The following is a 15,149-nucleotide window of genomic DNA, read 5'->3' as shown; positions in this document are numbered from 1 at the left end:
TCCGGAGAACGCAATGAAAGCAGCACTTCTCAAGGCCTATGGTGGCGTCGATCAGTTCGAGATCGGTGACCTACCGATTCCCCAACCCGCTGCAGGCGAAGTCCTGATCAAGATCGCGGCCTCCGCGGTGAATCCCTTCGATCTCATCCTGCGGCAAGGCTTCATGGCTCAGTACATTCCGCTCCCGCTGCCAGCGGTACTTGGCGGAGATGCCGCCGGCACCGTGGTCGAACTGGGCCAGGGCGTCACGGGACTGGCCGTAGGCGATCGGGTCGTCGCCGACTTCGCTGCGAACGGTAAGGGAGCCCACGCCGAGTATGGTGTGGTCCCAGCCACGTCCATCGCCAAGCTTCCCGCTGAACTGAGCTTCGAAGAGGGCGCATCCCTGGTCAAGGCTGGCCTCACCGGTCGGCAGACGGTTGAAGCGCTAGGAGTCAAGCCCGGCGATCGGGTGCTGGTCTCTGGAGGCCTCGGGGCGGTCGGGCGCGCAGCGCTGCAGTATCTGAAGCAGATTGGCGCAACGCCGGTTGCCGGGGTTCGCCCGGAGCGTCTGGGCGAGGCTCGCGAACTCGCGGACGAAGCGTTGGACATCACGGTGCCGCCGACCAGTGCGACGTTCGACCGCGCCATCAGTGCGGCGGGCCCGGTGGCAGGAAATCTCATCCGCCATGTGCGCGACGGCGGCAAGGTGGTGAGCATCGTTCCCGTGCCCAAGGACGTCAATCCAGGCAACCGCGTGTCCATTCACGAGCTCTATCACCGTACGGATGCCGCGATGCTGGGCGATGTGTTGGACGCGGGTGCCCGGGGAGTACTAGTCGTGCCGATCGCCCAGACCCTGCCGTTGAATCAGCTCGGCGCGGCCCACGAGGCTGTCGCCTCAGGGGCCCAGGGCAAGGTCGTCCTGAGGCACTGAACGACCGAGACGAGAGGGCGGATGCACGCAGTGCGATCTGGACGCGGTCGAAGTGCGAATGCGGCGTGTACCTCCCTTCACCGTGATCGAAGGCGGCATCCTGCACGGCGTGCTCGCGATAGAGTCCTCCGCCGTCGGGTGTACATCAACAGGCACCTAGACACATCATGTCCGACGCATCCCTGGTGGTCCAACGACCCACTACCCAAGCCTCGCAGCTCGTGCTGCTGTTTCACGGGTTTGGCTCGACGCCATCCAACATGGCGGGCGTCGGCCGGCAGATCGCCGCGATTGACGCGAAGGCGTTCGTGGTATCCGTCGCAGCGCCGTATCGCTCAGACTTGGGCCAGGGGCTGCAATGGATCTCGGTCACGGGCCTCACGGAAGGCAATCGTCCCGAACGCGTCGCCGCCGCATTGCCACTGTTCGTCGAGACGATCCGCCGATGGCAATCCGACGCAAACGTTCCGCCGGAAGCCACAACGCTGATCGGCTTCTCGCAAGGCGCCATCATGGCCCTGGAGTCAGCCGCAGGTGGTGGTAGTGCGATCGCTGCGCGCGTAATCGCAGTGTCCGGTCGGTTCGCCCGACTGCCCGAATTGATGGCCTCGGGTGTCACTGTCCACCTCGTGCATGGCGATGAAGATACCGTCATGGTGCCAGCCCACAGCATCGAAGCTTTGGCCCATCTTGCAAAGGCCGGTGTGCCGACATCGATTGACGTGGTTCCCGGCCTGGGCCACGGCATCGACGGACGGGTCCTGGGCCACATCCTGAATCGCGTGCCCGCCCCGGCGCGCCTGCCTTGACCAACCTTCTGAGCAACCCAACCCTGCGCGCGGGGTTGCGCGACCGCCCGTCGCGCCTTCACTTCCCAGATGAGTCCCAACGTTGGGCAAGCCCCTGGCGGCGCGGTCAGCGCCGGGGAATTCATGTCCATTCCAATCTGACCCGCTGGAGCTCACCCCCATGAAGAAGCTTTCTGTGATCGTTCTCGCCGCCCTCGGCCTTGCCGGCATCGCACATGCTGAGACCGTGACCTACAACTTCGACCCAACGCACACCTTCGCGACGTTCGAGATTGGCCACTTCGGTACCTCGACCAACCGCGGTCGCTTCAACAAGACCGAAGGCTCCGTCGAACTCGACAAGGCCGCCAAGACCGGCAAGCTGTCCGTGACCGTCCACGCCGACTCGCTGGACACCGGCTTCGCGCAGTTCACCAAGCACATTTCGAGCAATGAGATGCTGGACGTCGCAACCTACCCCACCGCGACCTTCGCGGGCGACAAATTCACCTTCAACGGCGACAAGGTGACCGACATCTCGGGCGCGCTGACGCTGCACGGCAAGACCAACCCGGTCACGCTGCATGCAGTCAACTTCAACTGCTACCAGAACCCGATGCTCAAGCACGAGGTCTGCGGCGGCGACTTCGAGGCCACGATCGTGCGCAGCCAGTACGGCGTGAACTACGGCCTGAACTACGGATTCCCCGACAACGTGCACCTGGTCATCCAAGTCGAGGCTGTCAAGCAGTAGGCGAAACCATCCTGGCTACGGCGCACGTACTTGTCGTCTAAAAGGGCATGGCTCACAAACCACTTAGATGCTTCCGCGCGGAACGCACATTACGTGGCCCCTCCAACAAGTTCGTCGTCCGAGTCCCCGATGCGAGCGCGAAGCCGGGCCGGCCCGGCCTGCTCAGGTGCCGGCCGCCCGTTCTGCGGCCGCCAGCCGCTTGGCCTTGAATAGGTCGCGCAGCACCCGGCTGTGGGCATTGGCCGCGCCGTCGCCGGTGGTCTCGATGCTGCAGAAGATCGCCTGCGGGTACTTCTCGGTCACCAGCGCCTGCACGCCGTCGGACACGCCGGACGACGGCATGCAGCCGAAGGGCTTGACGCTCACCACCATGTGGGCCTTGCGCGCGGTGACGCTCTGGATCAGCTTGCCGACCTCCATGTGCCCCTCGCCGCCGCGCAGGTGGTTGTCGTAGAACGGGTGTGACAGCGTCGCGATCTCGTCGAGGTTGCACAGCCGGCGCGCCGGCAAGCCGAGTACCGCCGCATACAGCGCATAGCAGCCGCGCAGGCCGGCCTCGGCGGCGCGCGCCGCCGCCAGCCGCCGCCAGGGCGACCTGCCGGCCAGGCCGTGGCGACCGCCGTCGTGCCGCGGGAGCGCCATCCGCCGCCGCGTGTCCCAGCGCATCTGCCAGAGGTTGTAGAGCAGCCAGGCGGTGACCGGCTGCACCAGTACCTCGGCGCCCTCGGACTCGAGGAAGGCCTGCAACCGGTAGTTGCCGTCGCCTTCGGTGGTCATCGCCCAGAACTCGCCGATCACCGACACCTTGGGCTTAACCCGCGCGCGGTCCAGCTCGACCGCGCCCAGCAGCCGCCGGCATCGCCACAGCGCCGCCAGGACGCTGCCGCGCACCGCCAGCGCGTTGTGCAGCACCGCCTTGCAGCGGGCCAGCGCCGCCTGCGTCGCGCCCGGATCGCGTTCATACGGCCGCAGCCGGTAGCCCATCGCGTTGAGCACGTCGCCGGCCACCACCGCCCGCAGCAGCGCGAAGAAGAAGCGTCGATCCAGCACCAGCCCGTCGCCATCGCCGCAGGCCTGTCGCAGACCGCCCTGCTGCTGGAACAGCAGCACGCGGAAGCCCTCGAAGCCGGCATCGCGCAGCGCCTTGCGGTACTCGGTCGCGTAGGTCCCGAAGCGGCACGGCCCGCAGGCCCCGGCGGTGACGAAGACATGCCGCGCGATGATCTCGCGCGGGCTCAGGTCTTGCTCGTCGCGCAGCCGCTGCAGGTGATGGACGAGATTGCCGACGGTGAAGTAGGTGGGATTGCACTGGCCACGGTTGCCGAACTCGCGCCCGACGCGCAAGGCCTCGTCGTCCGGCGTGCCCAGCACCTCCACCCGGTAGCCGATGCCCTGCAGCGCGCCCTGGATCAGCAGGTCCTGCGCCTGCGTCAGTCCGCCGCACAGCAGCGTCGTGCCGGCGCGCTCGTCGCGCGTGAAGGGCCGCGGCGCCGGATCGCGCCACTGCGCCACCGGCACCTCCGTCAGCCCCAGCCGCGCCCGTTCCTCGCGCTCGAAGGCCTCGAGCTCGCGTTCGATCTCGGCGGCCCGCGCCAGCTCGTCGCGCAGCCAGATCACCGGGCGGTCGCCCTCGTCCGTCAATCTCATGAGGTCCTCCGGTGGATGGTGATCGGATGCGCCTTCGCGGCGGTGTCGCAGGCCCGCCCGGTGGTCGGCTCCAGCGGCGCGAATCGCGGCACCGTCTCCTCGCCCAGCCAGGCCGCGTAGTCGCGCTCCGAGGCCGGATCGTGCGTCGCGAGACCATCGAGGCCGCCCTTCTCCTCATGGTCGACCTCGCCGTCACGTGCCCTCGCCCGCGCTCGCAGCTCGCGCCGCTTCGCCTCGATGCGCCGCGCCAGCTCGTCCTTCGCGGCATGCAGGTCCTGCAAGCGCTCGGCGTGGCGCTGCAGCGTATGCCCATAGGTGCGCACCCGGATCTTCAGCGAGCCCGACGGCTTGTTGGCGTCCAGGTCGTGCAGCGCCGAATACGGCGTCGCGCTCGCCGCGACGATGTTGTCGATCATTCCGTAGGTGGGCGCGTCGTGGCCGCATTTGAAGCTCGACAGGTCCAGCACCACCAGGTTGGGATGCCGGGCGGCGAACTTGGCGGCCCAGACCTTCTCGGCGCTGTTGGTCGAATAGGCCTCGGGCCAGACATCGGCCACGCCCAGCGGGTCGCCGCCCTCCCCGGCGAAGAAACGCGCCAGCCACTGCGGATCCTTCGGGATCGAGCGGATCGACAGTACCGGATAACCCAGCGCCTGGAACTCGTCGAGCACGCCATGGTGCAGTCCCGGATCCGCGTGATACGGCCGCGCCAGCAACAGGATGCCGACCCGTCCTTCGTCCTCGAGCTGCGCCAGCAGCTGCATGCCGCGGCGCTGCATCTCGCTGTCGAAGGCGCGCAGCGCCGCCCAGCCCTGGTCGACGGCGAAGTCGCTCTCGTCCCGCGTCACGCCCAGGCGCTCGCCCCAGGCCTCGAACATCTGCTGCTTCATGAAGTGGGGCTCGCACAGCGAGATCGCCGGGTCGACATAGACCACGCCCTCGCGCGCGAAATGGTCGACCTCCTGCGTGAAGGCCGCGCGCATCACCTTGGGCACGCCGGCCACGATCGGGCAGGCCGTCGTGTCGGGCAGACCGCGCACGAAGCTCGGTACATGCGTCAGACAGGGGAAGAACAGGAAGTCCAGCGGCCGCTCCCGGTGCTTCACCTTCAGCAGGTCGTGGATGTGCGCCTGCACCACCTTCGACGGGAAGCACGGATCGATCGACCCGTAGCGGCTGCCGGCCTCCCACAGTTCCTCGCTGGTGACGTCGGAGAACACGATCTGGCGCGGGGGCACGCCCAGCGTCTCGAAGTAGGCGCGCCACAGCGGCGCGGTCGAGTACATGTTCAGCACCCGCGGCATGCCGATGCGCAAGCCGGCCCGCCGCGACGCGCCGTCCGAGCGCTCGAAGCTGCGCGCCGCGCGGGCGCGCCAGGGCAGCAGCGCCGCCGTTGCCCAGCCGCGCGAGCGCCGCCCCGGATCGACGGGCGAGCCCGCCTCAGGCAGCGGCCGCGGCGCGGCCCCCGCCTTGAAGGCCAGGCCAGCCTCGTAGTCGACCAGGTTGGGGAACTGCGCCTTCAGCGACTTGCGGTGCGACACCAGCGCCTTGAGCGCGTCCTTGGACTCGACGGTCCCGTGCTCGCAGGAGAAACCGGCGATGTAGCGGCTGTTGAGGCCCTGCGGGGTCGCCGCGTCGATGAAGGTGCGACGGCAGGCGTTGGCGCAAAAGTGGCAGACGGTGCCCTCGTCGTTGCGGGACGTCCAGGCCAGGCCGATCGCCGCGTCCACGCCGACGAAGCGGCTGTGGCCGCGCCGCGCGACGATGCGTCGCGCCTCGAGCGCCGCGCCGATGGCGCCGGCCTCGCCGCAGTGCGGATGCACGCGCACGATCGCGCCGGGCACGCGCTCGACGAGGTAGTCGTGCTGCGCCTTCACCGCGGCCAGGTTGTGCTGTGTCCCGCCCTGCAGCACGAAGACGCGGCCAAGCTCCGCCAGTCGCGGCAGCTGCACGACGTACTGCCAGATGTTCTTCGGCAGCACCAGCGCGAGGCCGGCCATCAGTTCCTCCTTGCCGTAGCCCTCCTTCTGGAAGGTGACGCGGTCGGTGTCGAGGAACACGGCACAGCCGTAGTTGAAGCGCGGGCTCATCCGCGCGCGGAAGGCCAGCGCCGCGTAGTCGGAGAGCGCGACGCCGAACTGGCTCGCCATCGCCTGCAGCAGCATGCCGTTGCCGGCCGAGCACTGGTTGGACAGGCGGAAGTTGCGGATCTCGCCGCCGGCCATGAACAGCACCTTGATGTCCTGGCCGCCGACGTCGCAGACCACGTCGACATCGTCGAAGGCCTGCCGCGCCGACATCATGTGCGCCACCGTCTCGACGATGTTGGCGTCGACCTCGAGCGTCTCCTCCAGCAGGTCCGCCGCGTATCCGGTCGCGCCGGCGCCCAGCACCTCCAGCGCCGCGCCCTGCCCGGCCACGAAGCCGCGCACGCGGCGCAGGATCTCCTGCACGTCGGCGAGCGGATTACCGCGCGAGAGCTGGTAGTCCTTGAACAGGACCTCGCCGCCCTCGTCGACCAGCACCGCCTTGGACGAGGTCGACCCGCCGTCGATGCCGAGGAACGCGCGCACCCGCTGGCCCGGCGAGAAGACCGCCGGCACGAACGGCGCCTGGCGGAAGCGCTTGATGAAGGCGTCGCGCTCTTCGTCGCTGGCCACCAGCCCGGGTCCTTGCGCCGGCAGCACGCGCGCGCCGCGGCCACGCGCGATCGAGGCGCGCAGCGCCCCTGCGCCGGCGTAGCGGCCGATGTCCGGCGCCTCCTGCATCCCGTACACCGCGGCGCCGTAGGCCGCGTACAGCGCGGCGTTCCCGGGCACGACGACGAGGTCCTCGATCGGGGCGCCCGCCGGCAACGCGGTCCCGCGCGAGGCCCACAGCTCGGCGATGCGCTGGCGCCAGCAGGCCTGCAGGAACGGCAGGTAGGTGTTGGGACCGCCCAGCAGCAGCACGCGCGGCTGCAGCGTGTGGCCGCGGGTCAGCACCGTGAGGTTCTGCGCCACGATCGCGTCGGCCAGCGAGCACATGACCTCGGCCGACGGGATGCCGGCCTTGAGCAGGCCGACGATGTCGGTCTCGGCGAAGACGCCGCACTTGGCCGCGACCGGGTGCAGCCTGGCCGGTTCCCAGGCGAGCGCGCCCAGCGCCTCGGGCGCGAGCGCGGCCTTGAGCACGCACTTGTCGATCGTCGCGCCGGTGCCGGAGGCGCACTTGTCGTTCATCGACGCGATCACGCGCCGGTCCGCGTTCGAGGCGCCCGGCGGCGCCGGCTTGTAGATGATGATCTTGGCGTCCTGGCCGCCGAGCTCGATCACGCTGCCGACGTCCGGATGCAGCGCCTCGACGGCGAGCGTGACCGCGTTGACCTCCTGCACGAACTTCGCGCCGAGCAGCGTCGCCAGCGGCGGCCCGCCGGAGCCGGTGACGAAGGCGCGCGTCGTGTCGGCGTCCAGCTCGCCGAAGCGGGCCTCGATCGCGGCCAGCTGCGCGTCCAGCGCGTCGGCCTGCCGCGTCTCGTGGCGGCGGTAGTCGGACCAGAGGATCCCGCCGCTGGCCGCGTCGACGACCACGGTCTTGACGGTGGTGGAACCGATGTCGATGCCCAGGATCCGCGCGCCGGGCCGCATGGCGGAACGGGCCTCGGGCCGTGTCATCGACGCCCCTCGATCAGGACGACGGTCTCGTCCGGCGGCGGCAGGCCGCGCAGCCGTCGCCACGCGAGCTGCAGGCAACGCCGCCAGGGCGCGGCCGCCGGCGCCGGCACCAAGGCCAACGGTGCTTCCTGCGCCGGCGCATCGGGCGCGGGCGCCACCGGCAGGGCCGGCGACAGCCCCAGCATCCTCACCACCTCGCGGTTGCCCACGCTGCGCTGCAGTCGCAGCACCGACCGGGCCCAGACGGCCTGGCCGCCGCGCGACGACACGGGCGGTGCCGCGAGGCGGAGCGGTTCGGGATTGAGGTCCGGCATGGTGTCTCCTCGAAAGCCACGGAGGGGATCAGCGCGGGGCGTCCCGCACGATCAGGTGGTAGATGCCGCGTGCGCCGCGCAGCAGGGCCCGCGCGCCGCGCGCGCCGACCAGGTTCGCGATCAATCCGGACAGGACGCGGGCCTCCCGCTCGTCCAGGGCCCGTCCCGCGTGCGAGAGCGCGTACAGCGTCGACGGGCGGCCGTCCACCGACCCCAGCGCCTGACACGAGACGCCGAAGGCCTGCGAGGTGCGCCGCACCGCGATCGGTCCATGCGGCGCCTGTGGCAGCGACCGCAGCGACCGCAGCGACCGCAGCAGCCGCGCGACCTCGTCCGCGTGGCGCGGCGCCAGGATGCGATGCCGCGCGCGGCCGGTCAGCGCCAGCACCGCCAGCCCCAGCGCCGTCGCCAGTCCCACGCCGAAGTGCCAGTCGGCGCGCGGCAGCCGGCCCTGCCATTCGCTGGCGAGCACCGCCGCCATCAACACGGTCGAGGTCCACTGCGCCTCCGAGAAGCGCCCCCAGTACGGCCGGGCCGCGTCGCCGCGCAGTTCCTCGAGCCAGATCCGCACCGCGCAATAGCAGACGACGTGCAGGGCGAGCACGCTGCCCGCCGGGGCGCCGCGCCAGGCCAACGCGCTGCCCGCCACGACGATGGCGGCGACGAGCAGGGACTCCAGCACCTGGACCGGGAACAGCCGCACGCCGACGTAGCAGGCGGGGAATCCCTCGTTGGCATGCGACTCGCTGTAGCGCACGCCCCAGTGGTGCGGCCGGCCGTGGCAGCAGCCGACCATCAGGCAGCCCTGCCGCCCGAAGACCAGGAAGGCGCCGAGCCACAGCGCGTTGAGGTCCAGCACGCGCAGCACCGGCGCGCCCAGCGCCTGCAGCTGCAGCGCGCTCGTGGCCAGAATCGCGATCTCGTGGTGATAGAAGACCAGCGTCTCCTGGCCGGTGAGGACCTTGGTCGCCATCGCCAGCACGAAGGCGGTGGCCAGGCCGCTGGTCAGCAGGCACGGGACGATCCAGGGCGGCAGCCGCAGATGCCAGGTCAGCACCGACACCAGCGTCGTGGCCACCACGAGACCGACGGCGCCGCAGACCTGGAAACTCGACACGCGGCGGCCGAGGAGGGTCATCCGCGGCGGCGGGCTGGCGAAGTGACGCGGGACGAGCATGGACGAGCCCTTTCAGCGCACTGGCCGGCGCTCGACCTGCAGTCGCCCCCAGGGCAGCTCGTTGAACTGCGCCAGCGTGCAGGACGGGAAGCCGTACGCGCGCACGATCGCGCCGGTGATGTTCTGGACATGCAACACCAGCCCCCGCGACGCATGGATGCGTTGGCTGTGGACGCTCCCCAGCCCCGAGCGCTCGATGGCTTCCGCAGGCCCCAGCAACTCATCCAGCGGCCCGGCGGGCACGAGACCGGCCACCTCGATCGCCAGGATCGCCTCGTCGCGCAACCAGACCTGCACGGCATGCGGCACGCGCGGCGAGGGTCCATAGCGCCGGAAGGCGGTCGCCGTGCCCTCGAGCGGAGCGACGCCGTCCGGACCGCCCTCCCCGGGCCCGAAAGCCGCCTCCGCCGCCTGGCGTCCGCACCCCCTGGGCAAGCCCGGCCAGGCATCGAGACGACCCTCGACCAGCGCCCGCATCGCGTCGACGCAGACGGACGGCATGGGTGCATTCATCGGTTCAGCCTCCAGGTTCGATGAGAGGAGCAGCAAGACCACCAGCGCGGCGCCGGCGACGGGACGGGCGTTCATCGCTTCGGAATCAGCAGGCGGGTGCCGGCGGCCAGCGATCCCCACGACGCCGCCGGGTTGGCGTCGGTGAGCGCCGCCACGGTGATGCCGTTCTGCCGGGCGATCTGCACTTGCGTTTCCGATCCACCGGCGCCCGCCTCCACGACGACATGTTCGCGCGCGCCCGGGACATGCAAGGTGCCGGCAACCGGCGAACCGGCGCTCAGGCCCGGATTGGCGGCCACGATGTCGGCCTCCGCCACGTGGGCCGCCCTGGCCAGCTCGCTCACCGTCGCGATGCCCGCCGGCACCGTGACCAGGTCGCGGTCCGCGGCGACCACCGGCGACGCGGTGGCGCCGCCCGGCGTCAGCCCGAGGAACTCCACATGCCCCTGGAAGAAGGCCGCCTTCACGGCGCTGTCTCCCACGGCGGTACGGATGGCCGTCGCATGCTTCAGGTACTCCGCGTAGCTGCCGGCCTCGAACGGCGGCACGGTGCCGGCCGGCGGCTCGGGGAAGTGGCCGCCCTCGATGTCCGCCCGCAGCGCCGCGTTCTTCGGTGCCTTGGGAATCTGGTCGAGCAGCACTTCCTCGCTGAACATCGTGCAGAAGCCCTCCGACATGATGCGGTTGCTGGCGCCGCCGGCGGTGTGAAACACCGGATGCTCCAGCGTGTGGATGTACTCGTGGACCAGGGTCTCCCAGGCGGACCAGCGCAGCGACCGCTGCGCCTCGGAGGGCGCGCCCCCCGAACCCGGCGCGGTCCCCAGGCCGGGGCTCGTGGCCGTGCCGATGACGATCTTGCCGGTGCTCGGATCGGTCAGGGCGAAACCGAACAGGTCGAACAGCTCCAGGTCCGGTTTGTGCGCGTTGACGAAGGGCGTCACGATCTCGGTCTCGAGGAAGGCCTGTTCCTCGCCGCCACGCGTGGGGCTGAAGTTGTGCGGCTTCATCGCGTCGGCGCCGAAGGTCTCGGCCATCCAGCCCGCGAGATCATGCGCGTCGATCGGCAGATTGGCCAGCGCGCGCTGCGCGCGATCGTTCGCGTCGAACAGGTTCTTGCCGGCGCCCGAGGCCCGGAACGCGAAGCCATGCCGCACGCTGGACTGCGAAGGCGTCAGCGCCGCCACCGAGATCCAGTCGCCGAAGTGCCTGTCCACCACCTTCTTGGCGGCGTTGCCGGGCCCCTCCAGGTCGGCGATCGGCACCCGTGCGGTGCCCGAGACGGCATGGATGCCGGGCATCGTCGCGGTGAGCTCCGCCAGCATGGCTTGCGTCACCTTGGTCTTCAGGTCCGCCTTCAACGCGTTCTTCTGGGCCACCGTTCCCGGCGCGGCGGCGCCGGCGTCCCAGGCGGCGAGCGCCGCGCCCACGGCGGCGGCGGCGGGATGCAGTTCGCGTTGCACCTGCTGCAGCTTGGCCGCGTCCGGTGCGACGGCGCCTGCGTGAAGGTCCCTGCCCTGGGCCACGGCCGGTGCCGCGGTCTTGTCCTTGGAGCAGCGCGACAAGCTCAGACCGCTGCGCAGACGCGGCGCCACCTCGCGCGCCGGGGCCTGCCCGCCCAGCCAGTCCTTCCGCACGAAGGCCTCGGCGCTGCGATCCGCGTCGGCCTCCAGCGAGCCCGCGCGCGCCGCCGAGCCCGGACCGGGCTCGCGGGCATGGCCTTGCTGGACGACATGCGCCAGTTCATGCGCGATCAGCGCATCGCCGGCGGGCGTCCCCGGGTGGAACTCGCCGGCGCCGAAGGCCACGTGATGTCCCACGGTGAACGCACGGGCGTTGAACTCATCGGAGAGGCGGCGGCCGGGGCCGTCGTCGTGCAGCCGGACGCCCGCGAAGCTGGTGCCGAACGCGGGCTCCATGCGCTCGCGCACCGACGTCGGCAGGGGCTGGCCCGGCCCCAGTTCCCGCTGGACCGAGGCGGGCGGTCGCGTGGATTGCGCACCGCCCGGGCGCCCCTTGAAGAACATGCCGCCGAAGGCGTCGAGCAGCCCGCCACCGGCCATCGGCGAGGCGGGCATGTCCTGCGGCAGTCCGGTGAGCTCGCCGGTCGTGGCCCAGGTGCGTGCGCTGCGGCCCACCCGGGCCGACACGGCGCCGATGTAGTCGGCCGCGCGCGAGGCGCCGCGCGACTCCGGGGCGTATCGCCTCAGCGCCTGTTCAACCTGGCTGGCGCCGCGTTCCGCGTAGTACCCGAGCCAGTGATCGATCCAGGGACAGCCTTGCGAGTCCCTCCCCGTGCCGGCCAATCCGGCGTCGACCGCCTCGCACAAGGCCACGCGCAATGCGTCGAGGAACTCGCCCTTGCGCATCTGCCCGGGCTGGAGGGGACCCTCGTCATCCGCCAGCAAGGCGCCCCGCCCCTCGGCCGCCGACGGTCCGGACGCCGCCCCCTCAGGCGGGGCTTCGGCGGGTGCCGGCATCGCGGTCGCCTCGAACGAGGCGTCGGACCCCGCCCTCGGTGCCAGCCGGATCGTGGGACTCTCCCGCGGCGCCGCGCCGCCGGCCAGGGACCAGGCCGCCCCGCCGCCCGGTCCCTTCGCCACCGCGCGCGCGACGCGGTCCGCCTCGGCCTCGAACGCGTCGTCGCGCGGGCCCATGGGCTCGGTGAACCGGCCGCGCCCACCCGCGCCGAGCGACGCCCGGCCGACGCTCGGCGAGGTCCTGGAAGCGGTCGGTGCCCGTTTCATGCTGCCGCCTATCTGCGCCGCCCGCCGCTGCCGCGGTTGCGAATCGCGTCGCCGCGCTCGCCCAGCGCCTTCTCCAGGTTGGCGTTGGCGCCCGGCACCGTCGATCCCGTCGCCTCGCGCAGCGTCTTGTCCTTCGGATCCCAGCCGACGGTGCGCTCGGCATCGGCCTTGGACGCCTCGACGGTGGCGTTGGTGACCCACAGGTCCTGGCCCTTGCGCGTCAGGTGAGCCAGCGCATGGCCGGCGTCGATCCGGTTCTCGACGATCGCCTCGTCGCTGGCGCGCACCGCCACGTGGAAGGCCTTCAGCGACGCGCCGGCCTGCTGCAGCAGGTGCGCGCCCAGCATCGCGAAACCGGTGCAGACCAGCGGCCGCAGGCCGAAGATCGACAGCGGCCGCGTGTACAACTCGGCCACGCCGCTGACCTTCATGTCGTCGAACTTGTCGATGACGCGGTGATAGAAGTAGGCCCCGGCGTAGCTGTCGTAGGCGTCGATGACCTCGGCGTTGCCCTTGGTCTTGAGCGCCTTGAAGAAGTCCTCGGCATTGCCCAGCGTCGGCACCGGCGAGGCCGGCTTGACCTGCGCCGCCGCCATCTTGGCCCGCACCGCGAGCTGCTGCTCCAGCACCGACGCGTAGATGACGAAGATGTCGAAACCCATCGTCTCGCGGCCGTCGCCGAAGACCAGGTTGAAGTCCTGGCCCAGGTTGCCCTGCGTGCCGGCCAGGTAGGCCTTGATCTCGTCGTCGGTCGGCGCGACGGCGCGGCCCGGCGCGTTCAGCGCCAGGAAGCTGCGCAGCACGAAGAGGATGCGGCCCACCGCCGCCGGCAGTTGAGACGACCGGGTCTTCAGGTCGCGGACCAGCTCCTTGACCGCCCGCACGTGCTTGCGGATCGCGTCGTAGGCGTCGTCGATGGCGCTCGCGTCGTTCTGCAGCCCGTCGAGCGCCGCGGCGATGGCATCGGTGTGTTCCTTGATCGCGGCGACGTCCAGCGTCTGGCTCAAGGCCGTCACCCGCGTGTTGACCTCGTTGGACGCGTCGATCGCGCGGTTCAGCGACAGCCGCGTCTGGTTGGCGGCCAGGCGCTGGTCCTGGCTGTCGCCGCCGGTGGCGCCGCTGGTCGAGCGCGCCGCCTTGGTCTTGGCGACGACCTCGTCGAGCTGCGGCCCGATCTCGTCCAGCGCCTGGATGCCGAAGGTCGCGTTCGCCTTGGTCAGCAGGTCGATCGCCTCGGCCACCTTGGCGGCCTCGGCCGGCGCCAGGTCCTTCACGCCCTTGATGTCGGGCACGCCCTGCTGCTTCTGCTGCCCCGTGGCCCAGGCGCTGACGTCGCGCAGGCGCTCGCCGGCGCCGGACAGCGATTGCTGGCGCTCCTGCAGCGGGGTGAGCTTGACCTTGGCCGGGGCGCCCTGCGCGCCGGGCACCGCCGTCTTGGGCTTGCTCGCGCAGCGCTGCAGGCTCAGACCCGAGCGCAGGCGCGGCCGGGCCTCGCGATGCAGGCCGGACACCGAGCCGGCGTCCCACAGCGTCGCCGCCACGCCGGCGGCGGCGGAGTCCGCGTCATGCTCGAGCGCCGTCGATGTGGCGCCGGAGGCCACGGGCTCGCGAGCGCCGCTGGGGGCGCCACCTGGGGCGCCTTCGCCGCCCTGTCCTTGCTGCACCACGTGCGCGAGCTCGTGCGCGATCAGCGCGTCGCCCGCCGGCGTGCCGGGCTGGAACTCGCCACCGCCGAAGGCGATGTGCGGGCCGATCGCGAAGGCACGCGCGTTGAGCTGGTTGGACAAGCGCGCCGCCGTGCCGTCGGTGTGCAGTCGCACGGCGGAGAAGCTGGTGCCGAAGGCGCCTTCCATCCGCGCGCGCAGGCCGCCGCCGAGCGATTCGCCACGGCCCAGCTGCTCGCGCACCGAGACCGGGTCGGCCGCGTGCGCGCCGCCGGAGCGCGGCTTGAAGAACATCGCGCCGAGGCCGGCGAGCAACCCGCCGCCGCCCGCGGCGCCTGGCATCTCGTCGGGCAGGCCGGTGACCTCGCCGGTGCGGGCCCAGCGCTGCGCGCTCTGGCTGACGCGCGCGGTGACCACGCGGATGTACTGCGCGGCAGTCGGGACGCCGGCGGCCTCAGGGGCGTAGCGCAAGAGCGCGCGTTCGATGTCGACGGCGCTGCGGGTCTCGTAGTAGCCGAGCCAGTGCTCGATCCACGGGCAGCCTTCGGAGTCGCGCCCGGTTCCCGCCAGCGCCGCGTCGACCGCGGCGCAGATGCCGGCGCGCAGGGCGGCCATGAACTCGCCCTTGCGCATCTGTCCGGGGGACGCGTTGACGTCGTCGGGCACCAGCAGCGGCGAGGCGCTCGTCGGGGCGGTGACTGCCGCGGGCTCGCCATCGCCGGGCTTGGCGGAGCGCTGGATGAGGCTCACCCCTGCCCTCTCCCGTCCCGCGGGAGAGGGAGCAAGAGAGGCAGGATCGGTGGCGGCGGACCAGCCGGACTGGCCGGGGAGCGGCCATCGCCGGCCTTGCAGCACCGCGTCGGCGATGCGGTCGGCCTCGTGCTCGGCGGGGTCGTTGGCCGGCGCGACCGTCTCCTTGAGGGACGGCACGCGCGCGGTGGCCGACGCCGGTTGTGCGGCTGCCCGGGTCGCGTCCATG

The 15,149-nt window shown here is 71.3% G+C and carries 10 protein-coding genes; 3 read left to right on the top strand and 7 right to left on the bottom strand.

Annotation, left to right across the window (positions count from 1 at the left end):
- Window positions 1–13 precede the first annotated feature (13 nt).
- The 3 genes from BM393_RS10040 to BM393_RS10030 all read left to right on the top strand — a co-directional run bounded on the left by BM393_RS10040 (window position 14) and on the right by BM393_RS10030 (window position 2,458).
- On the top strand, window positions 14–916 hold the full coding sequence (locus BM393_RS10040) for an NADP-dependent oxidoreductase (RefSeq protein WP_091724631.1): 903 nt from the start codon (window positions 14–16) through the stop codon (window positions 914–916).
- A gap of 167 nt (window positions 917–1,083) precedes the next feature.
- Window positions 1,084–1,725: an esterase gene (gene ypfH / locus BM393_RS10035; protein ID WP_091724630.1), complete on the top strand. Its 642-nt coding sequence runs from the start codon at window positions 1,084–1,086 to the stop codon at window positions 1,723–1,725.
- Window positions 1,726–1,885: 160 nt separating this feature from the next.
- The gene (locus BM393_RS10030) at window positions 1,886–2,458 is read left to right on the top strand and encodes a YceI family protein (RefSeq protein WP_091724629.1); all 573 of its coding nucleotides are present in this window, start codon (window positions 1,886–1,888) and stop codon (window positions 2,456–2,458) included.
- Between the two features lie 162 nt (window positions 2,459–2,620).
- Here BM393_RS10030 and BM393_RS10025 read toward each other — a convergent pair whose 3' ends face one another.
- From BM393_RS10025 to BM393_RS09995, 7 genes are read right to left on the bottom strand one after another with little or no spacing between them, the layout of a single operon-like run.
- On the bottom strand, window positions 2,621–4,105 hold the full coding sequence (locus BM393_RS10025) for a 2-hydroxyglutaryl-CoA dehydratase (RefSeq protein ID WP_141225284.1): 1,485 nt from the start codon (window positions 4,103–4,105) through the stop codon (window positions 2,621–2,623).
- On the bottom strand, window positions 4,102–7,758 hold the full coding sequence (locus BM393_RS10020; RefSeq protein ID WP_217648408.1) for a BadF/BadG/BcrA/BcrD ATPase family protein: 3,657 nt from the start codon (window positions 7,756–7,758) through the stop codon (window positions 4,102–4,104). The genes BM393_RS10025 and BM393_RS10020 overlap by 4 nt, the downstream gene beginning before the upstream one ends.
- Window positions 7,755–8,072: a hypothetical protein gene (locus BM393_RS25705; RefSeq protein ID WP_091724626.1), complete on the bottom strand. Its 318-nt coding sequence runs from the start codon at window positions 8,070–8,072 to the stop codon at window positions 7,755–7,757. The genes BM393_RS10020 and BM393_RS25705 overlap by 4 nt, the downstream gene beginning before the upstream one ends.
- A 28-nt stretch (window positions 8,073–8,100) precedes the next feature.
- The gene (locus BM393_RS10010) at window positions 8,101–9,249 is read right to left on the bottom strand and encodes a prolipoprotein diacylglyceryl transferase family protein (RefSeq protein WP_091724625.1); all 1,149 of its coding nucleotides are present in this window, start codon (window positions 9,247–9,249) and stop codon (window positions 8,101–8,103) included.
- 12 nt (window positions 9,250–9,261) lie between these two features.
- A complete protein-coding gene (locus tag BM393_RS10005) occupies window positions 9,262–9,837 on the bottom strand; it encodes a hypothetical protein (RefSeq protein ID WP_091724624.1) in 576 nt (191 codons plus the stop codon).
- Window positions 9,834–12,506 (bottom strand): DUF4157 domain-containing protein, encoded by a 2,673-nt coding sequence (locus BM393_RS25945; protein WP_091724623.1) that lies wholly within the window; start codon window positions 12,504–12,506, stop codon window positions 9,834–9,836. Before BM393_RS25945 ends, BM393_RS10005 begins: the two co-directional genes overlap by 4 nt.
- An 8-nt stretch (window positions 12,507–12,514) precedes the next feature.
- Entirely contained in the window at window positions 12,515–15,148 is a 2,634-nt protein-coding gene (locus tag BM393_RS09995) for a DUF4157 domain-containing protein (RefSeq protein WP_091724622.1), read from the bottom strand.
- Between the last annotated feature and the right edge of the window lies 1 nt (window position 15,149).

Source organism: Mitsuaria sp. PDC51, from assembly GCF_900113225.1.
Lineage (GTDB): Bacteria > Pseudomonadota > Gammaproteobacteria > Burkholderiales > Burkholderiaceae_C > Roseateles.
Note: the sequence above shows the minus strand (reverse complement) of the source record. Positions and strands in the feature narration are given on the sequence as shown.